Consider the following 18,486-nt stretch of genomic DNA (forward strand, 5'->3'; position numbering starts at 1 on the left):
CGTCAGGCGGGAGGCCGGCCGGCCGGGGCGCGCGTCGCGATGGCGACCCCGGCCGCGACGCAGACCACCACGATCGCGCCGAGCTGCACGGGCGACAGCGTCTCGCGCAGCACGATCACCCCGAGGACCGCGGCGACCACCGGGCTGAGGCTCGTGAGAACGGCGAACAGCCGCGGCGTGATGCGGCGGAGGATCACGGTGTCGAGCGAGTACGGCACGGCGGACGACAGCAGGCCGATCGCCACGAGCAGGCCGAGGATCCGCCCGTCGATCGCGCCGAGGTCGAGCGTGACGAGCGCCCACGGCACGAGCACGACGAGGCTCACGACGCTCGCGACCGCGATCCCCTGGAAGCCCGGCAGCCGCTCCGCCACCCGCCGCGTGAAGACGATGTAGCCGGCCCAGGTGACCGCCGCGGTCGCGCCGCAGACCAGGCCGAACACGTCGATCCGGCCCTCGAGCCCGGTGAGCACCACGACGCCCGCGGCCGCCACGAGCGCGCACGCCGCGTCGAGCAGGCGGCGCGACGCGAGCAGCGCGATCGACAGCGGTCCGAGGAACTCGATGGTCGCGGCGATGCCGAGGCCCAGCCGGTCGACGGCCGCGTAGTACGAGAGGTTCATCAGCGAGAGCGCGAGGCCGAGCATGACGGCGGGGACGAGCTGCGCGCGCGTCATCCGGTGGATCCGCGGCCGCGCCACGGGCAGCACGAGCGCCGCCATCATCACCTGGCGCGCGGCGACGACCAGCACCGGGCCGACCGCGGGGATCACGAGCCCGGCGAGCGAAGACCCGTAGCTGACGCTGACGATGGTGCCGACCTGCAGCGCGGCGCCCGCGGCGGTGGTGCGGCCGGTCGGAGCGTGGATCGCGGCGGACCGAGCCCGGTCGACCGTGACGGCGCCCTCCACCGCGGCGGGCGTGGATCCGGCCGGGGGCGCGGGCTCGCCGACGGATCCGGACGTGCTCATCGCGGCAGCGCGTTCCCGTCGGCGTCGAGGTGGTCGCGCCAGCTGCGTGTCGGCTCCCAGCCGAGGAGGCGACGGGCCTTGGCGGTCGAGATGCCGGAGGAGTCGACGCGCTCGATCGCCCGCAGCTCGATGGCGTCGCCGTAGTGGCGGCGCAGCTCGGCGGCGAAGTCGTGCCCACCCGCGTTGTCGGCCGCGGCGATGTAGAACACCTCGTGGCCCGGCAGGTCGGAGGCGACCGACAGCACGATCGCGTCGGCCAGGTCGTCCGCGTCGATGTAGCTCCAGAGGTTCGCCGTGAGCACGGACGCGTCGCGCACCTGCTTGCCGAGGTTCGACGCGTAGTTGTCCTCGTTGTGCACGGTGCTCGGGCGGAGCGAGATCACGCGGATGTCGGAGCGGCGCACGGCCGCGTCCATCAGCTGCTCGCCGAAGGCCTTGGAGAGCGCGTACGGATCCTGCGGGCGGAGCGGGTGCTCCTCGTCGACGGGCGCGTAGTCGGGCAGGAAGGGCCGCTCGGGGAAGAAGTTGCCGACGATGCTCTCGCTCGAGATGTTGACGAAGCGCGGCACCTCGAAGCGCACGGCGGCCTCGATCATGTGGAAGGTCGACATGAGGTTCGTCTGCAGCACGACGTGCGCGGGGTTGCCGGTGGGCTGCGGGATCGCGGCGACGTGGACGACGGCGTCCATGCCGGCGACGAGCGCGAACGCGGATCCGGCGTCGGTGAGGTCGGCCATGACGTACCGGCCCGGCACCACGACGCCCGCGTCGAAGACGGGACGCACCAGGTCGACGCCCGTGACGTCGTGCCCGGCGGCGACGAGCGCCTCGACGGCCGCGCGGCCGACCTTGCCGCGGGACCCGGTGACGAGGACCTTCACGACGCGGCCCCGTCCGGAGCAGCGTCGTCGGGGGCCTTCATCACGACGGGGACGAACGGGTCGTCCTCGAGCCGCTCGGCGAACCACGTCTCGTCGACGTAGCCCTCCGACCACAGCTTGAGCGGCGTCGCGACCGTGGGCGTGAACAGCTCCCACCGGGTCCAGAGGCGCGCCTCCTCGGTCATCATCCGGCCGACCTCGCGGGTCCAGCTGGCGACGACGTGGTCGGCGGGCAGCAGGCGCTCGAACGCGGCCTGCGCCTCGGCCAGGCGGGCGGACCTCGTGCCGTCGCCCGAGACCTGCTCGGCGCTCAGGGCGAGCACCAGCGTCCAGGTCGTGCTCTGCAGCTCGGGGTCGCGCGGCGCGTCGGCGGCGTCGGCTCCGGGCGTTGCGGGGGTGGTGTCGTGGCTCATGCGGCGTCGCGCTCCTCGTGTCGATCGAGTCTGCCACGCGGGGTCGCGCGCGTCCGGGGCGCGGAGGCGCACCGAGACGCCCGATCCGCCGGACGTCCAGTGGATTTCCTCAGGCACGGAAACGAAAGTGGATGGTGATGTCCGCACAGATTTCGGTTACCGTCGAAACGACCGCGTTCCACCGATCTCGACGAGGCCCGCCATCTCCCGCACCGCACGCACCTCCCGCCCCGCCGTCCGGCGCCCGCGGAACGCGACCGCGCCGCGCCTCCGAGTGGCCGCGACCCTCGCCGCATCCGCCCTCCTGCTCGGCCTCGGCGTGCCGTCCGCGGAGGCCGCGGAGGAGTACCCGACCTGGTCCGAGGTGCAGGCCGCGCGTTCGAGCGAGCAGGCCACCGCCGACCAGGTCACGCGCATCACCTCCCTCATCTCCGGCCTCTCCGCCGAGGTCGAGGCCGCAACGGCCCTCGCCCTCCAGCGCGCCGACGAGCACGCCGCCGCGGTGGATGCGCTCGACGAGGCGACCGGCGAGCTCCAGGCCCTCGAGTCCAAGGCCGAGCGGGCGCAGGCCGACGCCGACGAGGCGAAGCGCCAGGTCGGCCAGCTCGTGGCCCAGCTCGCGCGCAGCGGAGGAGGCGGCGACGTCTCGCTCCGCCTCTTCACGAGCGGCGGCGAGGACGCCGACGCCCTCCTCTCCCGCATGGGCACCGCGACCAAGCTCGCCGATCGGCAGGACACCGCGTTCACGGCGGCCGTCACCTCGGCCCGCACGGCCGCGTCGCTCGGCAAGCAGGCCTCCGTCGCGAAGGAGGCGCTCGCCGGCCTCGCCGCCGACGCCGAGGCCAAGCTGCAGGAGGCGTCCGCGGCGCAGGCCCGTGCGGACCAGGCGCTCGCCGAGCAGGAGGCCCGCAGCTCGGAGCTCCAGGCGCAGCTCACCACGCTCCGCGACTCCCGCATCTCCGTCGAGGAGGGCTTCGCGATCGGCGAGCGCAAGCGCCAGGAGGCGGCGGCCGCCGAGGCCCGCCGCCAGGCCGAGGCCCGTGCCGCCGCGGCGGCCGCCGCAGCTGCCGCCAACGCCGCCGCGCGCCCACCGGCCAACGCCCCGCGCCCGCCGTCGTCGGGCGGCCAGCCCTCCGCGTCCGGCTGGACCATGCCGATCCGGAGCTACGGCTCCTACCAGTCCTACGGGATGCGCCTGCACCCCATCGCCAAGGTCTGGCGCCTGCACGCCGGCGACGACTTCGGCGCCGGCTGCGGCACCCCGATCTACGCGACCGCGTCCGGCACCGTGCAGTTCGCCGGGGCGTCGAGCGGCTTCGGCAACGCGATCACGCTGAACCACGGCGGCGGCGTCACGAGCGTCTACGGGCACCTCTACTCCTACGGCGTGATGGTGCGCACCGGCCAGAGCGTGCAGGCGGGGCAGCAGATCGGCGCCGTCGGCAACGCGGGCTACAGCACCGGGTGCCACCTCCACTTCGAGATCCGGCAGGGCGGCGTCGCCACGTCGCCCATGCCCTTCCTCCGCAACCGCGGCGTCTGACCCCGGCGGGCGCGTCGATGACCGGCGGCTGCGACGCGTGACGGGACGCATCGCGAGGTTCGCGCAAGCGGTGGCCAGGCCGGCGATCTTCGCGCAGTACGTGGCCCTCCGCACCGGGCTGCAGGGCACGGTCTTCCCGCGCGACGCGGCCTCGGGCGTCGTGCCGGGCGACTTCCCGCAGCGCGTGCTGGTCATCGGGGAGGCGACGGCCGTCGGCATGGGCGTCCTCTCGCACGAGCTCGGCATGGCCGGTCACTTCTCCCGCCAGCTGGCCCGCCGCACGGGTCGCGGCGTCGCGTGGGCGACGCGCCCCTTCTCCGACCTCACGATCCACAGCGCCTCGGGCACCGTCCGCGATCTCGCGCTCCTCGACGGCGTTGACGTGGTGCTCCTCATGGTGGGCGTGGGCGACAGCATCCGCCTCACGCCGCAGCGCACCTGGCGGCGCCTCCTCTGCGCGGCCATCGACGACCTGACCCGGGGGCTGCCGGAGGGCGCGCGCGTGCTCATCCCCGAGGTCGCGCCGCTGAACGGCAGCGTCGGGATCCCGGCGGCCTGGCGCGCGGTGGCCGCCCGGCACGCGCGGCTGCTCAACCGCGTGACGGCCGAGGTCGTCGCGTCCCGCTCGCAGGTCGCCGCCGTCCCGTTCCCCGGCGACCGGGTCGTCGACCTGGGCGATCCGGATGCCGCCCAGGCCTCCCGCGTCTACGCCTCGTGGTCGCGCGCCTTCGTCGAGCAGCTGCTCGGATCCTCCCGCGCCGCCGAGGCGTGACCCCCGCTTGACCGTTCCCTGTGCATTCCTCGGGTGCCGGATACCCGGCGGGGCCCCGGCGTAGCGTCGGAGTCGTGCCCGCGCCGGTGTCCACATCGGCGCCCGGGCTCCCGGATCGCACGAGGATCCGACCCCACGCACCGAATCCGAACGAGGAGAAGCAATGCCCCGAGTAATCGAGACCGTCGACGTCAACGTCCCCGTCAGCACCGCCTACAACCAGTGGACCCAGTTCGAGTCGTTCCCGAACTTCCTCAGCTACGTGGAGTCGATCACGCAGGTCACCGACACGCTCACCGAGTGGAAGGTCAAGATCGGCGGCATCGAGCGCACGTTCGAGGCCAACATCACCGAGCAGCACCCCGACGAGCGCGTCGCGTGGAACTCCACGGGCGGCGACGAGGACCACGCCGGCGTCGTCACGTTCCACAAGCTCAGCGACACCGAGACCCGCGTCACCGTCCAGCTGGACTGGGAGGCGAAGGGCCTCGTCGAGAAGGTCGGCGCCGCGATCGGCGTCGACGACCACGTCATCAAGGCCGACCTCAAGAACTTCAAGGAGTTCATCGAGAAGCGCGGCACCGAGGACGGCGCCTGGCGCGGGGACGTCCAGGCCTGATCATGGAGACCTCCGAGATCGTCTGGAACCAGGAGGCGCGCGACAAGATCCTCACGGACAGCGACCGCGTGCTCCAGGAGGCCGTGCTCACCGCGGCGAAGGAGCTCGAGGGCGAGGACTGGGAGACCGTGTACCAGCGCCTGTTCGAGCAGCTCAAGGGCCGGTTCATCGACTTCGAGCCCGGGCCGGACCTCCGCAAGTACGCCGAGGCCGTCTCCCGCGGGGAGATCCAGGGCTGAGAGAAGCGTCACCAGCACCACCGGGAGGGCCCGGCATCCGCGAGGGTGCCGGGCCCTCCCGCCGTGATCCGGTCGATCGTCGTGCGGACGCGCCCGGGGCGCCGCGAGCCTGACGAGGGCCTGGGAGAAGGCGCCGCGGAGGAATGACGCCGCCGGGTCGCCGGGTTGCCCGAGGGCGGTCCGCTGGGGCCGCTGGCCCCGCCGCCCGCCCCGACGCGATCCGTCGCGGTACGCGCCCCGGCCACCCGCGAGACGAAGGATCCCCCACGTGAAGCTGTTCTCCCCCGTCGCCCTCGGCGCCCTCGAGCTCCCCAACCGCGTCGCCATGGCGCCCCTGACCCGCATGCGCTCCGACGAGCACGGCGTGCCCGGCGACATCGTCGTCGAGTACTACCGCCAGCGCGCGTCCACCGGCCTCATCGTCTCCGAGGGTGTGTTCACCAGCGAGCGCAGCAAGGCGTACCCGGGCCAGCCCGGCATCGTGACGGACGAGCAGATCGCCGGCTGGCGCCGCGTCACCGACGCCGTGCACGAGGCAGGCGGACGCATCGTCATGCAGCTCATGCACGGCGGCCGCGTCTCGCACGAGGAGATCACGGGCGGCCTGCCGCTGCTCGCGCCGAGCGCCATCGCGATCCAGGGCGAGGTGCACACGCCCACCGGCAAGGCGCCCTACCCCGTGCCGAGCGAGCCCGAGACCGACGAGGTCCCGCTCATCGTCGACGAGCTCGCGGTCGCCGCGCGCAACGCGGTCGACGCCGGGTTCGACGGCGTGGAGATCCACTCCGCCAACGGCTACCTGCTGCACGAGTTCCTCTCGCCCGTCTCAAACGTGCGCACCGACGCGTACGGCGGATCGCCCGCGAACCGCGCGAAGCTCGGCATCGACGTGGCGCACGCGGTCGCGCGCGAGATCGGCGCCGAGCGCGTCGGCATCCGCATCTCGCCCTCGCACAACATCCAGGACGTGCTCGAGGAGGACGCCGACGAGACGCGCGCCACCTACGAGGCGCTGCTCTCCGGGATCGCGCCGCTCGGCCTCGCCTACGTCAGCATCCTGCACGCGGAGCCCGCGGGCGAGCTCGTGCAGGGCCTCCGGACGACGTTCGGCGGACCGCTCATGATCAACAGCGGCTTCGGCGTGCAGACCGAGTACGACGAGGCGGTCCAGCTCGTCGACGACGGCACCGCGGACGTCGTGGCCGTCGGCCGCATGGTCATCGCGAACCCCGACCTCGTGGAGCGCTGGGAGTCCGGCGCCCCCACGAACGAGCCGAACCCGGCCACGTTCTACGGCCCCGGCGCCGAGGGCTACACCGACTACCCGGCGCTCGCCAGCTGATCCACCGCGACCCCTGACCGGCTCCGGCCGGCACCGCCCGAGGCCGGGCTCACTCCGAGGGAGCGAGCCCGGCCTCGTGCACGAGCACGGCGACCTGCACGCGGCCCTGCACGCCGAGCTTCTCCAGCACGTGCCCCACGTGCGTCTTCACCGTCGCCACGCTCACGAACATGTCGGCGGCGATGCGCGCGTTCGGGAGGCCGCGGGCGATGGCGAGGGCGACCTCCTGCTCGCGCTCGGTGAGGGTGTCGAACCGGGCGCGCTCGTCGGCCCGGTCGCCGCGGTCCCGCTGGGCCGCCACCCCGATCACGGTGTCGAGCACCGAGGGGGAGAGGATCGAGCGGCCGGCCGCGACCTGGCGCACGGCGTCGACGAGCTCGGCCGGCGGCGTGTCCTTCAGCAGGAATCCGCGGGCGCCCGCGCGGAGGGCGCCGAGCACGAGCTCGTCGGCGTCGAAGGTCGTGAGCACGATGATCGGCAGGTCGGGTCGGCGGGCGACCTCGCGGGCGGTCGCGGCGATCCCGTCGCAGACCGGCATCCGGATGTCCATGAGCACCACGTCGGGGGCGGTGCGCGCGATCACGGCGCCGGCGGCGAGCCCGTCGGCGGCCTCGCCGACCACCTCGAGGCCGTGCCCGCCGCCCAGCAGCATCCCGAGGCCCGCGCGGACGAGGGCGTCGTCGTCCACGATGACGACGCGGATCGGGGCGCCTCCGGCCGGGGCCGTCCCGGCGGGATCCGCGACGCTCACGCCGTCCACGGGAGCACCGCCTCCACCGCGTGGAGGCCGTCGCGTCGCGCCACGTCGAGCGTGCCGTCCACGGCGCGGGCGCGTTCGGCGATCCCCGCGAGGCCGTGGCCGGGGAGGGCGGCGCGGTCGCGGTCGCCGTCGCTGTCGTCGCGGCCGGACGGCTCGGGCGCGGACGGGACCCGCGGATTCGCCACCCGGATCCGGAGCTCCCCGCCCGCACGCCCCGCGATGACCACGTCGACGGGCGCGCCGGGAGCGTGCCGGCGCGCGTTGGTCAGGCACTCCTGCACGATCCGGTACGCGTGGCGGGAGGTCGTGACGGCGAGCCGCGGCAGGTCGTCCCGCGTGCGGTCGGGAATCTCGACCCGCACCGCGACGCCCAGCGCGCGCGCCTCCTCGACGAGGGCGGGGAGGTCGCCGAGCGTGGGCTGCGGTGGTGCGGCGGCCGGAGCGCCCGACGGATCGCGCAGCACCCCGAGCACCTCGCGCAGCTCCGTGAGGGCGGCGCGCGCGTTGTCGCGCACGACGCCGGCGGTCCGCCGCACCTCGCCCGGGTCGAGGTCGTCGCGGTACTCCAGCGCGCCCGCGTGCAGCGCCACGAGGGAGAGGCGGTGGGCGAGCACGTCGTGCATCTCGCGCGCGATCCGCGTGCGCTCGTGGTCCGCGGCCTGCGCCGCGCGGAGCGCCTGCTCCTCGTCGGCGAGCCGCGCCCGCTCCCGGAGCGAGGCGAGCAGCTCGCGCCGACCGCCGACGTAGAGGCCGACGACGACGGGGAGGGCGACCACCAGGAGGAGCGTGCCGGCGATCAGCGGCCACTCCTCCGGGCGGATCGGGACGGGCGTGGCCCCGGCCCCCTCCCCGACCAGGGTGACGACGAGCAGCGTGCCCGCGACCGCGGCGATCTCGCGGGGCCGGCGCCGGGCGGAGACGGAGGCGACCGCGATCAGCGCGGCGACGACGCCGGCGGACGAGATCCCGCCGAGGGCCGCGATCGTCACCGCGACGCCGACCGGGGCCTGGCGCCGGACCGGCAGGAGAGCGATCGCGACGAGGCCGGCGCCCAGGTCGAGGAGGAGCAGGAGCGTGGGCAGCATCCCGGTGGCGCCGGACTCCTCCACGGCGACGATCACGATGCCGAAGACGAGCATCCCGCCGGCGGAGGCCAGCAGCACCAGCGCGGTCTCGCGACCGAGGGAGCGGATGCGGAGGCGGAGGCGGGCGCGACCCGTGATCGGGAGCGCTGCGGGGGAGGGCATGCCCCGACCCTACGGACCGGCGGCGCGCCCGCGGATCGACCGAAGGGGGGAGATGCGTGCGCGGGGAGCGGCGGGCCGGGTCAGCGGCGGACGCGCTCCGCCTTCCGTGCGGCGCGGGACGCGCGCCAGCGTCGCCAGGCGTCCCAGAAGCGGTGCAGCTGGCGCTTGAGGAACACGTTCACGCGGTGGGCCGCGGGGAACTCGGTGCCGAGCACGGCGATCCCGAGGAAGACGATGAGCCAGCCGGGCCCGGGGAGCGGGATGAGCACGATGCCGACGAGGACGATGGCGACGCCGAGGAGCCCCACGAGGATCCGGTACAGCCAGCGGGCCTTCGGGTGCAGCTCGATCCAGGCCCGGCAGCGACGCAGGAACCGGCGGAGGGGGTGGGAGTGGCTGGATCCCGCCTCGAACTCGCGGGTCAGGGTGTCGGACATGTCCCCACGCTACGGGCGGGCCCTGGGAGGCGTCTCCCTCATGCGGGGAATCCGCAGGGTGCCGTGGCGGATGCGCAGGGGAGGAGCCGGCGCGCCCCCGCCTACCGCGCGGGCGGCGCCGTGATCCGCCTGGCCGCCTCCACCACGGCCGCGCGGTCCGCGGCGCGCGCCCGCGGCGAGTCCGCGTGCATCGCCGGGTACGGCGACTGCACCCACGCCTGCGCGAGCGCGAACAGCATCGTGAGGAGGCGCTGCGGATCCCACGACGGGTCGATGTGCCCCTCCTCCTGCCCGCGCCTGACCGCCTGCACCTTGGCCGACGGAGACGTCGCGCTGTGCGGCACGTCGAGCTCCAGGCCGTCGAGCCGGGCCCACGCGAGCATGCGGCGGTGCTGCGGGTGCTCGTACGCGTGGTCGAAGAGCTGGCCGACGAAGCCGGGGAGGTCGGCGGGATCCAGAGTCACGGCGGAGAAGAACTCGATGCCGTTGAGCTGCAGCACCGCGTGGAACAGCGACTCCTTGTCGGTGAAGTGCGCGTACAGCCGCTCCTTGCTCGCGCGGCCCGAGCGGGCGATGCGGTCGACGCGCGCGCCCGCCAGGCCGTGCGCGGCGAACTCCTCGCGCGCGGCCAGGAGGATGCGGTGCCGGACGTCGTCCTGCTTCTCGTCGGTCGTGGGTCGGGCGGACCCCGTCGTCGCTGCCATGTGAACAGCGTATGTCAAACGAACCGGTTCGTTTGACTCTGTGCACGGAGCGGCCCTAGATTGGACCGTCCTCGCCCGCCCGGGCGCCGCACGATCCCCCAGGAGCACCAGATCTCGCACGCACGCACCCCTGAAGACGCACCGCCCGCCACGACCTCCTGCTCCTCCGCATCGGCCGAGATGCCCGCGCCCGCGCCCGCGCCCGCCGCGCCGTCCGCCCGCAGCAAGTGGATCCTCCTCGCCGTCGTCGCCCTCGCCCAGCTGATGGTCGTGCTCGACGGCACCATCGTGAACATCGCCCTGCCCGCCGCCCAGCGCGACCTCGGCATGAGCGACGCCGACCGCACCTGGGTCGTCACCGTCTACGCGCTCGCGTTCGGCTCGCTCCTCCTGCTCGGCGGCCGCATCGCCGACTACTGGGGCCGCAAGCGCTCCTTCCTCCTCGGCATGGTCGGCTTCGCGGCCGCCTCCGCGGTCGGCGGCTTCGCGGTCTCGAGCGAGATGCTCCTCATCGCGCGCGGCCTGCAGGGCGTCTTCGCGGCGCTCCTCGCGCCCGCCGCGCTCGCGCTGCTGTCGGTGACGTTCCCGTCCGGCCCCGACCGCGTCAAGGCGTTCGCGGTCTACGGCACCATCGCCGGATCCGGCGCGGCCGTCGGCCTGCTGCTCGGCGGCGTGCTCACCGAGTACCTCAGCTGGCACTGGTGCCTCCTCGTCAACGTGCCCATCGCGATCGTCGCGATCGTCGCCGGCATCCCGCTCGTGAAGGAGAGCCGCGCCGACGGCGACCGCAGCTACGACGTGCCCGGCGCCCTGCTCGTCACCCTCGGCCTCGCGTCGATCGTCTACGGCTTCTCCCGTGCGGAGAACGGCTGGGGCGAGCCCGACACCATCGGCTTCCTCGCGCTCGGCGTCGGGATCATGGTCGCGTTCGTCTGGTGGGAGTCGCGGGCGCGCAACCCGCTGCTGCCGCTCCGCGTCGTGGCCGACCGCACCCGCGGCGGGGCGTACCTCACCTCCGTGATGGTGGGCGCGGCGCTCCTCGGCGGGCTGCTGTACCTCACGCTGCACTTCCAGATCGTGCTCGGCATGTCGCCGCTGATCTCGGGCCTCGCGTCGCTGCCGATGGCCGCCACCATCATGCTCACGGCGCCGCAGGTCGCGCGGCTCCTGCCGAAGGTGGGCCCGCGGATCCTCATGACGGTCGGCCCGCTCGTCGCGGCCGCCGGGCTGCTGTGGCTCAGCCGGATCACGGTCGACGGCGCGTACGTCGTGCAGGTGCTGCCCGGCCAGATCCTGCTCGGCATCGGGCTCGCGTTCGTGTTCGTGCCCATGCAGAACGTGGCGCTCTCCGGCATCGAGCCGCGGGACGCGGGCGTCGCGGGCGCGGCGCTCACGGGAACGCAGCAGATCGGCGGATCCATCGGCACGGCCGTCTTCACGGCGCTGTTCGCGTCCGCCGTCACGGCGGCGACGACCGATGGCGTCGCGAACCCGCTGCAGCAGCAGGTCGACGGGTACCACGTGGTGTTCCTCGCCGCGTCGATCGGCGTGGCCTGCGCCTCGATCATCTCCTGGTCGATGGTGCGCGTCCCGCTCGAGCGCTTCCGCGAGGGCGCATCGACCGAGGCCGTCAGCATGCACTGATCCCTCGCCGGATCCGACGACGCCCCTCCCGCACCGCGCGGGAGGGGCGTCGTCGTGCGCGGGGCGTCGGTCAGACGGCGGGCGACCAGCCGAGCGCCGGGCCGAGGCGCTCCGCGATGTCGGTGAGGATCTGCTCCAGGTCGGCCTCGCCGAAGGTGAAGGGCAGCGCGAACGCGACCTCGTCGACCGCCTGGAAGGCCGGATCGGCGTGCAGGGTCGCGGCGATCTCCTCGGACGTGCCCACGAGATCCGCCGCGAAGAGCATCTGCCGCGGCCCCATCGGCACGCCGACGCGATGCGCGCGGGAGGCGGCGTAGGCCTCGTAGCGGGCGACCTGCTCGGGCGTCGCGCGGTCGGTGGGGATCACGACGAGGCCCTGCGAGACGCGCGCGTCGGACCCGCTCGGGTGGGCGGCGCGGTAGGCGTCGATCTGCGCGCGCTGGTTCGTCGCGAAGTCGTTCCCGAGCTCGCCCTGGATCACGCTGGAGGTGAGCAGGTGGAAGCCGTTCTCGCCGGCCCAGACCGCGGAGCGCGTGCTCGCGGCGCCGTACCAGATCCGCTCGGCGAGCCCCGCGGCGTGCGGTTGCACGGTGGAGGCGTACTCCTCCTGGCCCGCGCGGGCGGGGGCGTCGCTGACGACCTGGCCGCGGACGAGGTCGCGGAAGCGCAGGAGCCGCTCGTAGCCGAGGTCCTCGAGGTCGGCGGTCGCCGGGTAGATCGCGTCGCGGTAGGTCTCGAAGCGCATGGGCGTGCCCACCGAGAAGCCGGGCTGCACGCGGCCGCCCGTGAGCAGGTCCACCGTGGCGAGGTCCTCGGCGAGGCGGAACGGGTTCTCGGCGCCGATGGGCGTGACGGCCGTGCCGAGGTGGATGCGGCTCGTGCGCTGCGAGGCGGCGGCCATCACGGCGACGGGGGAGGAGATCCCGTGCTGGAGGTGGCGGTGCCGCAGCCACGCGCTGTCGAAGCCGAGCTCCTCGCCGCGCTCGATGACGCGGAGCGTGGTCTCGTGGCCGGCCGCGGGATCCGCCGGGTCGAAGGTGCCGATGGTGAGGAAGCCGAGGCGGGAGAGCGGGGTACCGGATGCGGGCATGCCCCGATGCTAGGCGGGCGACCAGCCGAGCGCCGGGCCGAGGCGCTCGGCGACGTCGGTGAGGATCCGCGCGAGGTCGCCCGCCGGCAGCCCGGACGGGAGCGCGATCGCGAGCTCGTCGGCGGCCTGCACGGCGGGATCCGCGAGGAGCGCGGCGGCGATCTCGTCGGACGGGCCCACGAGGTCCGGCGCGCGGACCATGCTCGACGCGGCCCCGGGATCCTCCGACTGGTCGGCCCGCCGGGCCCGCTCGGCGCGTGCCGCGGCGTCGGCCCGGTACCGGGTGATCTGCGCGGCCGTCGCGCCGTCGGTGGGCACCACGACGAGGGCCAGCGTCACGTGCGCGGCGACCGGGTCCGGGTGCGCGGCACGGTAGGCGTCGATGAGGCCGCGCTGGTCGGCCGCGAAGCCGCCGCCGCGGGATCCGCGCTCGGTCACGTCGGAGGCGAGCAGGCGGAAGCCGTGCGCTCCCGCCCAGGCCGCCGTGCGGAGCGTCGCCGCGCCGTAGCCGAGCCGGTCGGCGAGGCCGGGGGACGACGGCTGCACGGTCGGGGTGAGGGCGTCGTCGTCGGATCCGTCGTGCTGCTCGTCCGCCCCCGGCACCCGGCCCCCGCGCAGCAGGTCGCGGAAGCGCAGGAGCCGCTCGCGTCCCGGCTCCTCGAGCGCGGCCGTCGTGGGATGCACGGCCCGGTCGACCGCGGCGACGCGCCGCGGGCTGCCGACCGAGAGCCCGGGGCGCAGGCGCCCGCCGGAGAGGAGGTCGACGGTCGCGAGGTCCTCGGCGAGGCGGAGCGGGTTCTCGGCGCGCACGGGGATCGACGCCGTGCCGAGCTCGATGCGCCGCGCGCGCTGCGATGCCGCGGCGAGCATCGCCACGGGGGAGGAGACGGCGTTCCGGAGGTGGTCCGGCCGGAGCCACGCGGTGTCGAGGCCGAGCGCGTCGCCGAGCTCGACGAGCCGGAGCGCGTCTTCGAGGCCGGTCGCGGGGTCGGCCGGATCGAACGGGCCGGTGGTGAGGAAGCCGAGGCGCGTCAGCGCGGATCCGGGTGCGGGCATGGCACGAGGTTAGGCGGTGCGGATCCGGGCCGGCTCAGGGGATGAGCACGATCGAGCCCGTCGTGCGCCGGGCCTCGAGGTCCTCGTGGGCGCGCGCAGCGTCGGCGAGCGGGTACGTCGCGCCGACGCGCACGTCGAGGGATCCGTCGAGCACCGCCGCGAACAGCTCGCCCGCCCGCCACCGCCGCTCCTCCGCGTCGAGGAGGAAGTGGGCGAGCGTGGGGCGCGTGACCGAGAGGGATCCGCCGGAGTTGAGGCGCTGCAGGTCGAACGGCGGCACCTGCCCGCTCGCGCCGCCGAAGAGCACGAGCGTGCCGCGGATGCGCAGCGACGCGAGCGAGCCGTCGAACGTGTCGCGGCCCACGCCGTCGTAGACCACGTCGACGCCGCGGCCGTCGGTGAGCTCGCGGACGCGCACCGGCACGTCGTCGTAGCCGAGCACGTGCGTCGCGCCGGCCGCGCGCGAGAGGGCGGCCTTCTCCTCGTTCGACACCGTGGTGATCACCTCGACGCCGCGGTCCGCGAGCAGCTGCGTGAGCAGGAGCCCCACGCCGCCGGCGCCCGCGTGCACGAGCGCGCGATCCCCGGGGCCGGCCGGGTACGAGCTCGTCGCGAGGTAGTGGGCGGTGAGTCCCTGGAGCGGGAGGGCGGCGGCGGTCTCCATCGCGACGCCGTCCGGCACAGGCAGGAGCGTCTCGGCGCGGACGAGCGCGTGCTGCGCGTACGTGCCGGACGCCTCGGCGGTCGCCACGCGGTCGCCCACGTGCACGCCGCTCACGCCGTCGCCGAGCGCCTCGATCACGCCGGCGGCCTCGGATCCCGGCACGTACGGGTGCGCCATCGGGTAGACCCCGCTGCGCCGGTACGTGTCGATGAAGTTGACGCCCGCGGCGTGCACGCGGATCCGCACCTCGCCGGGCCCGGGGTCCGGCACCGGTCCGTCCGTCAGGGTCATGACCTCGGGGCCGCCGGGCCCCTGAACCTCGATGCGCGCGCTCATGGGTCCAGCCTGCCGTGTCCGCGGGCCTCGGGTCACGCGTCGCGCGGCGGTCGGTCGCCCTCGTCCGGATCCTCGTCCCGTCGCCGCTGCTCCTCGCGCTCGGCGATCTTCCGGCGGTACCCGTCCATCGCCCGCTCGTCCAGGCGGTGACGGATCTCTGCGACGTCGGGCGCGAAGGTCTCCTTGGTCAGCTCGCGGAACGCGACCCACTTCTCGTGGAACTCGGCGTCGGTCTCGCCGGGGCGCCACGCGCGCGACCAGAGGACGAACGCCGCCTCGACGCCGGCCATCACGGAGGCGAGCACGACACCGGTCGGCACACCGAGCCACCCGATGGCCGTCGCCGCTGCGGTTATCGACCCCGCGAGCCACGGGAGGACCGCGAAGCCCCGCCCGCCCGGGGTCATCAGCCGACCACGGACGACGAAGGGACGCTCGACCACGACCTCGACGGTGCAGAAGACCAGGGTCATGAGGGTCACGGCTCCGATCGTCCGATCGAGCGAGCCCGGGCCCCATGCGGGGACGAGCATGAGGGCTTGGGACGCCACGACCACGATCGGCGCCTTGAGCAGCGCCACCGTGAGGTGCCCCGACAGCGGCGCCCACAGGCCGGGCGGCGTCCAGCCGGGAGGGTTCCGCCGGACCGGGTCACCCTCCGCGGGCGCGGACGCGGGCACGTCACTCATGCGGTGGGGTGCGGTGCGGTGCAAGGGCATGACTCTCCGTGATCAGGAGTGATCCCGGTTCGGGAGCAGATGACGGACTCCGGGGGATCGCCTCGGGGTGGTCGCCCGCATCCTCGCCCGCTCGGCGCGGGCGGCGACGGCCTCCTCCACAGCGCGTCCGAGCAGGCCCTCCGCCCGCCCCGGAATGCCGCCGCGTCACACGCGGTTGGCCTCCCATAGGCTCGATGACGAGCAGGTGCGCCCGGCCCGGCCCCGCACCGATCCGGATCACGACGAAGGTGGAACCCATGGCAGGTCGCGTCTACGACGACATCACCCAGCTGGTCGGCGGCACGCCGCTCGTCCGGCTGAACCGGCTCACGGAGGGGCTCGACGCGACCGTGCTCGTGAAGCTCGAATCGCACAACCCCGCGTCCAGTGTGAAGGACCGCATCGGCGTCGCCATCATCGACGCGGCCGAGGCGGCCGGCGCACTGAAGCCCGGCGGCACGATCGTCGAGGGCACGAGCGGCAACACGGGCATCGCGCTCGCGATGGTCGGCGCGGCACGGGGGTACAAGGTCATCCTCACCATGCCCGAGACCATGAGCGTCGAGCGCCGGCTGGTGCTGCGCGCGTACGGTGCCGAGATCGTGCTGACCCCGGGCCCCGAGGGCATGCGCGGCGCGGTCGAGCGGGCCAAGCAGATCGTGGAGGAGACGCCCAACGCCATCTGGGCGCAGCAGTTCGCGAACGCGGCCAACCCGCAGAAGCACCGCGAGACCACGGCCGAGGAGGTCTGGGCGGACACCGACGGCGGCGTGGACGTGTTCATCGCGGGCGTCGGCACGGGCGGCACCATCACGGGCGTCGGCCAGGTGCTGAAGGAGCGGAAGCCGGGCGTGCAGATCGTCGCGGTCGAGCCGCTCGACTCGCCCATCCTCAACGGCGGCAAGCCCGGCCCGCACAAGATCCAGGGCATCGGCGCGAACTTCGTCCCCGAGATCCTCGACACGGAGATCTACGACGAGGTCGTCGACGTGTCGCTCGAGGACTCGATCCGCGTCTCGCGCGCGCTCGCGACCGACGAGGGCATCCTCTGCGGCATCTCGTCGGGATCCATCGTGTGGGCCGCGCTCGAGATCGCGAAGCGGCCGGAGAGCGCGGGCAAGACCATCGTGGCGATCGTGTGCGACTACGGCGAGCGGTACCTCTCCACCGTGCTGTTCGACGACCTGCGCGACTAGGCGTGGGGATCGTCGCCCGGGTCGTCGAGGACCTCCGCACCGCCCGTGCGCATGATCCGGCCGCGCGCGGGTACCTGGAGATGGTGCTCGGCTACCCGGGCCTGCACGCCGTGTGGCTGCACCGGGTGTCGCACGCGCTGTGGCGGCGACGGCTGCGGCTCGCGGCGCGGCTGCTCGCCCAGGTCGGGCGGGCGCTGACCGGGGTGGAGATCCACCCGGGCGCGCGCATCGGCCGGCGGCTGTTCATCGACCACGGCATGGGCGTCGTGATCGGCGCGACGGCCGAGGTCGGCGACGACGTGCTGATGTACCACGGCGTCACGCTCGGCGGGAAGAGCCTCGTGCACGGCAAGCGGCACCCGACGGTCGGCGACGGCGTCACCATCGGCGCCGGCGCGAAGCTGCTCGGGCCCATCACGGTCGGCGCGGGCAGTGTCATCGGCGCCAACGCGGTGGTCGTGAAGGACGCGCCCGCGGGATCCGTGCTCACGGGCATCCCCGCGGTCGAGACCGGGAAGCGGGCCGGGCGAGAGCCGGACGCGCACGTCGATCCCGCGTTCTTCGTCGATCCCGGGATCTACATCTGATGACCGAGCCCGACGGCCCGGAGGCGGCGCCCACGCACGAGCACAGCACGCACGGCGTCGGGCCCTGGCCGGGCGGCCCCGAGGCGTGGCCCGACGAGCCGCACCTGGATCCCGAGCTGCTGGAGCGCGGCGACACCCGCAACGTGATCGACCGCTACCGCTACTGGCGCATGGAGGCGATCGTCGCCGACCTCGACCAGCACCGGCACCCGTTCCACGTGGCCATAGAGAACTGGCAGCACGACATGAACATTGGGTCGATCGTGCGGAGCGCCAACGCGTTCGCCGCCGACACGGTGCACATCGTCGGACGGCGCCGCTGGAACAAGCGCGGGGCGATGGTCACCGACCGGTACCAGCACGTCGTGCACCACGCGACCATCGCCGACCTCGTGGAGTGGGCGCGCGGCGAGGGCCTGCCGATCGTCGCGATCGACAACGTCGACGGATCCGTGCTGCTCGAGACCACCCGCCTGCCCGAGGGCTGCGTGCTCGTCTTCGGCCAGGAGGGCCCGGGCCTCAGCGACGAGGCGGTGGCCGCGGCCGACGTGACCGTCGCCATCTCGCAGTTCGGATCCACGCGCTCCATCAACGCGTCGGCGGCCGCCGCGGTCGTGATGCACGCGTGGATCACCCAGCACGTGTCGTTCGGCTGACACGCGGCATGGCGCCTGCCAGGATGTCCCGGTGATGGACGACCGCGACCGCCGCCGACCCGATGTGACCGCCGTGGAGATCGTGGGCGGGCGGACGCCGCTCACGGTCGGGTTGCAGGCGCACGACCCCGCGTGGTCGGAGGCCTACCGCGAGCACCGGGAGCGGATCACCGCGGTGCTGGGCGACGACGCGCTCGCCGTCGAGCACATCGGCTCCACGTCCGTCCCGGGCCTCGCGGCGAAGCCCATCGTCGACATCGTGCTCGTGGTGGCGGACATCACGGCCGAGGAGGACCACGTCGAGCGCCTCGTCGCCGCCGGATACGACCTGCGCGTCCGCGAGCCGGGGCATCGCCTCGTGAAGACGCCCGCGCGGGACGTCCACGTGCACGTCTACGAGCACGGTGACCCCGCCGTCGAGGCGTACCTGCTGCTCCGCGACCGGCTGCGCTCCGACGAGGCCGACCGCGAGCTCTACGAGCGCACGAAGCGGGAGCTCATGACCCGGCGGTGGGAGTCGATGGACGCCTACGCGGATGCGAAGACCGAGGTGATCCAGGGCATCCTGGCCCGCGCTCGGGCGGCGCGCGGATCCCGTCCGGCCTGAGCC

Annotated in this window: 21 protein-coding genes; 10 read left to right on the forward strand and 11 right to left on the reverse strand. The window is 74.2% G+C overall.

Features of this window, described 5'->3' with window-relative positions:
• Positions 1–2: 2 nt before the first annotated feature.
• The 3 genes from ITJ40_RS02875 to ITJ40_RS02885 are packed head-to-tail and all read right to left on the reverse strand — an operon-like array spanning position 3 to position 2,265.
• Positions 3–971, reverse strand: coding sequence for a DMT family transporter (locus ITJ40_RS02875; RefSeq protein WP_194665654.1), 969 nt, complete (start codon positions 969–971; stop codon positions 3–5).
• Complete coding sequence (locus ITJ40_RS02880) at positions 968–1,852, reverse strand: NAD(P)-dependent oxidoreductase (RefSeq protein ID WP_194665655.1); 885 nt, start codon at positions 1,850–1,852, stop codon at positions 968–970. The genes ITJ40_RS02875 and ITJ40_RS02880 overlap by 4 nt, the downstream gene beginning before the upstream one ends.
• Positions 1,849–2,265 carry a hypothetical protein gene (locus tag ITJ40_RS02885; RefSeq protein ID WP_194665656.1) on the reverse strand — a complete coding sequence of 139 codons (417 nt, stop codon included), beginning with the start codon at positions 2,263–2,265 and terminating at the stop codon, positions 1,849–1,851. The genes ITJ40_RS02880 and ITJ40_RS02885 overlap by 4 nt, the downstream gene beginning before the upstream one ends.
• A 274-nt stretch (positions 2,266–2,539) precedes the next feature.
• Here ITJ40_RS02885 and ITJ40_RS02890 point away from each other — a divergent pair, with 274 nt between their 5' ends.
• The 5 genes from ITJ40_RS02890 (at position 2,540) to ITJ40_RS02910 (ending at position 6,780) form a co-directional block, all read left to right on the forward strand.
• Positions 2,540–3,808: a M23 family metallopeptidase gene (locus ITJ40_RS02890; protein WP_194665657.1), complete on the forward strand. Its 1,269-nt coding sequence runs from the start codon at positions 2,540–2,542 to the stop codon at positions 3,806–3,808.
• Between the two features lie 37 nt (positions 3,809–3,845).
• Entirely contained in the window at positions 3,846–4,580 is a 735-nt protein-coding gene (locus ITJ40_RS02895) for an SGNH/GDSL hydrolase family protein (RefSeq protein ID WP_370531976.1), read from the forward strand.
• A 163-nt stretch (positions 4,581–4,743) separates the two neighbouring features.
• On the forward strand, positions 4,744–5,199 hold the full coding sequence (locus tag ITJ40_RS02900) for an SRPBCC family protein (RefSeq protein ID WP_012297942.1): 456 nt from the start codon (positions 4,744–4,746) through the stop codon (positions 5,197–5,199).
• Between the two features lie 2 nt (positions 5,200–5,201).
• Positions 5,202–5,438, forward strand: coding sequence for a hypothetical protein (locus tag ITJ40_RS02905; protein ID WP_194665658.1), 237 nt, complete (start codon positions 5,202–5,204; stop codon positions 5,436–5,438).
• Positions 5,439–5,706: 268 nt separating this feature from the next.
• Complete coding sequence (locus ITJ40_RS02910; RefSeq protein ID WP_194665659.1) at positions 5,707–6,780, forward strand: alkene reductase; 1,074 nt, start codon at positions 5,707–5,709, stop codon at positions 6,778–6,780.
• A gap of 49 nt (positions 6,781–6,829) precedes the next feature.
• Here the strand turns inward: ITJ40_RS02910 and ITJ40_RS02915 are convergent, their stop codons facing one another.
• The 4 genes from ITJ40_RS02915 to ITJ40_RS02930 form a co-directional block, all read right to left on the reverse strand.
• Complete coding sequence (locus tag ITJ40_RS02915) at positions 6,830–7,531, reverse strand: response regulator transcription factor (RefSeq protein ID WP_194666926.1); 702 nt, start codon at positions 7,529–7,531, stop codon at positions 6,830–6,832.
• Positions 7,528–8,787 carry a sensor histidine kinase gene (locus ITJ40_RS02920; protein WP_228511752.1) on the reverse strand — a complete coding sequence of 420 codons (1,260 nt, stop codon included), beginning with the start codon at positions 8,785–8,787 and terminating at the stop codon, positions 7,528–7,530. The genes ITJ40_RS02915 and ITJ40_RS02920 overlap by 4 nt, the downstream gene beginning before the upstream one ends.
• Before the next feature lie 80 nt (positions 8,788–8,867).
• Positions 8,868–9,224 (reverse strand): TIGR02611 family protein, encoded by a 357-nt coding sequence (locus ITJ40_RS02925; RefSeq protein ID WP_194665660.1) that lies wholly within the window; start codon positions 9,222–9,224, stop codon positions 8,868–8,870.
• A gap of 101 nt (positions 9,225–9,325) precedes the next feature.
• The gene (locus ITJ40_RS02930) at positions 9,326–9,928 is read right to left on the reverse strand and encodes a TetR family transcriptional regulator (RefSeq protein WP_194665661.1); all 603 of its coding nucleotides are present in this window, start codon (positions 9,926–9,928) and stop codon (positions 9,326–9,328) included.
• 180 nt (positions 9,929–10,108) lie between these two features.
• On the opposite strand from ITJ40_RS02930, the gene ITJ40_RS02935 reads away from it, so the two are divergent.
• On the forward strand, positions 10,109–11,572 hold the full coding sequence (locus ITJ40_RS02935; protein WP_228511754.1) for an MFS transporter: 1,464 nt from the start codon (positions 10,109–10,111) through the stop codon (positions 11,570–11,572).
• Positions 11,573–11,642: 70 nt separating this feature from the next.
• Here the strand turns inward: ITJ40_RS02935 and ITJ40_RS02940 are convergent, their stop codons facing one another.
• From ITJ40_RS02940 to ITJ40_RS02955, 4 genes are read right to left on the reverse strand one after another with little or no spacing between them, the layout of a single operon-like run.
• On the reverse strand, positions 11,643–12,662 hold the full coding sequence (locus tag ITJ40_RS02940) for an LLM class flavin-dependent oxidoreductase (RefSeq protein ID WP_194665663.1): 1,020 nt from the start codon (positions 12,660–12,662) through the stop codon (positions 11,643–11,645).
• A 9-nt stretch (positions 12,663–12,671) separates the two neighbouring features.
• Positions 12,672–13,718 (reverse strand): LLM class flavin-dependent oxidoreductase, encoded by a 1,047-nt coding sequence (locus ITJ40_RS02945; protein WP_194665664.1) that lies wholly within the window; start codon positions 13,716–13,718, stop codon positions 12,672–12,674.
• Positions 13,719–13,752: 34 nt separating this feature from the next.
• On the reverse strand, positions 13,753–14,718 hold the full coding sequence (locus ITJ40_RS02950) for a quinone oxidoreductase (RefSeq protein ID WP_194665665.1): 966 nt from the start codon (positions 14,716–14,718) through the stop codon (positions 13,753–13,755).
• A gap of 32 nt (positions 14,719–14,750) precedes the next feature.
• Positions 14,751–15,407 carry a hypothetical protein gene (locus ITJ40_RS02955; protein WP_194665666.1) on the reverse strand — a complete coding sequence of 219 codons (657 nt, stop codon included), beginning with the start codon at positions 15,405–15,407 and terminating at the stop codon, positions 14,751–14,753.
• Between the two features lie 287 nt (positions 15,408–15,694).
• On the opposite strand from ITJ40_RS02955, the gene cysK reads away from it, so the two are divergent.
• Genes cysK through ITJ40_RS02975 form a run of 4 tightly spaced genes read left to right on the forward strand, consistent with a single transcriptional unit; the run spans position 15,695 to position 18,483 of the window.
• Positions 15,695–16,633 carry a cysteine synthase A gene (gene cysK, locus ITJ40_RS02960; protein ID WP_194665667.1) on the forward strand — a complete coding sequence of 313 codons (939 nt, stop codon included), beginning with the start codon at positions 15,695–15,697 and terminating at the stop codon, positions 16,631–16,633.
• Positions 16,634–16,635: 2 nt separating this feature from the next.
• Positions 16,636–17,220, forward strand: a complete 585-nt coding sequence (epsC, locus tag ITJ40_RS02965; RefSeq protein ID WP_194665668.1) for a serine O-acetyltransferase EpsC — start codon at positions 16,636–16,638, stop codon at positions 17,218–17,220.
• The gene (locus ITJ40_RS02970; RefSeq protein WP_194665669.1) at positions 17,220–17,876 is read left to right on the forward strand and encodes a TrmH family RNA methyltransferase; all 657 of its coding nucleotides are present in this window, start codon (positions 17,220–17,222) and stop codon (positions 17,874–17,876) included. Before epsC ends, ITJ40_RS02970 begins: the two co-directional genes overlap by 1 nt.
• A gap of 34 nt (positions 17,877–17,910) precedes the next feature.
• Positions 17,911–18,483 carry a GrpB family protein gene (locus ITJ40_RS02975; RefSeq protein WP_194666928.1) on the forward strand — a complete coding sequence of 191 codons (573 nt, stop codon included), beginning with the start codon at positions 17,911–17,913 and terminating at the stop codon, positions 18,481–18,483.
• Positions 18,484–18,486: the final 3 nt, after the last annotated feature.

This window comes from Clavibacter sp. VKM Ac-2872, from assembly GCF_015351105.1.
Classification (GTDB): Bacteria; Actinomycetota; Actinomycetes; order Actinomycetales; family Microbacteriaceae; genus Clavibacter.

Coding starts and splice junctions, on each gene's coding strand:
- ITJ40_RS02875 (WP_194665654.1), bottom strand. CDS start 971: ATGAGCACGTCCGGATCCGTCGGCGAGCCCGCGCCCCCGGCCGGATCC.
- ITJ40_RS02885 (WP_194665656.1), bottom strand. CDS start 2,265: ATGAGCCACGACACCACCCCCGCAACGCCCGGAGCCGACGCCGCCGAC.
- ITJ40_RS02900 (WP_012297942.1), top strand. CDS start 4,744: ATGCCCCGAGTAATCGAGACCGTCGACGTCAACGTCCCCGTCAGCACC.
- ITJ40_RS02905 (WP_194665658.1), top strand. CDS start 5,202: ATGGAGACCTCCGAGATCGTCTGGAACCAGGAGGCGCGCGACAAGATC.
- ITJ40_RS02920 (WP_228511752.1), bottom strand. CDS start 8,787: ATGCCCTCCCCCGCAGCGCTCCCGATCACGGGTCGCGCCCGCCTCCGC.
- ITJ40_RS02925 (WP_194665660.1), bottom strand. CDS start 9,224: ATGTCCGACACCCTGACCCGCGAGTTCGAGGCGGGATCCAGCCACTCC.
- ITJ40_RS02930 (WP_194665661.1), bottom strand. CDS start 9,928: ATGGCAGCGACGACGGGGTCCGCCCGACCCACGACCGACGAGAAGCAG.
- ITJ40_RS02935 (WP_228511754.1), top strand. CDS start 10,109: ATGCCCGCGCCCGCGCCCGCGCCCGCCGCGCCGTCCGCCCGCAGCAAG.
- ITJ40_RS02940 (WP_194665663.1), bottom strand. CDS start 12,662: ATGCCCGCATCCGGTACCCCGCTCTCCCGCCTCGGCTTCCTCACCATC.
- ITJ40_RS02945 (WP_194665664.1), bottom strand. CDS start 13,718: ATGCCCGCACCCGGATCCGCGCTGACGCGCCTCGGCTTCCTCACCACC.
- ITJ40_RS02950 (WP_194665665.1), bottom strand. CDS start 14,718: ATGAGCGCGCGCATCGAGGTTCAGGGGCCCGGCGGCCCCGAGGTCATG.
- ITJ40_RS02955 (WP_194665666.1), bottom strand. CDS start 15,407: ATGAGTGACGTGCCCGCGTCCGCGCCCGCGGAGGGTGACCCGGTCCGG.
- cysK (WP_194665667.1), top strand. CDS start 15,695: ATGGCAGGTCGCGTCTACGACGACATCACCCAGCTGGTCGGCGGCACG.
- ITJ40_RS02970 (WP_194665669.1), top strand. CDS start 17,220: ATGACCGAGCCCGACGGCCCGGAGGCGGCGCCCACGCACGAGCACAGC.
- ITJ40_RS02975 (WP_194666928.1), top strand. CDS start 17,911: ATGGACGACCGCGACCGCCGCCGACCCGATGTGACCGCCGTGGAGATC.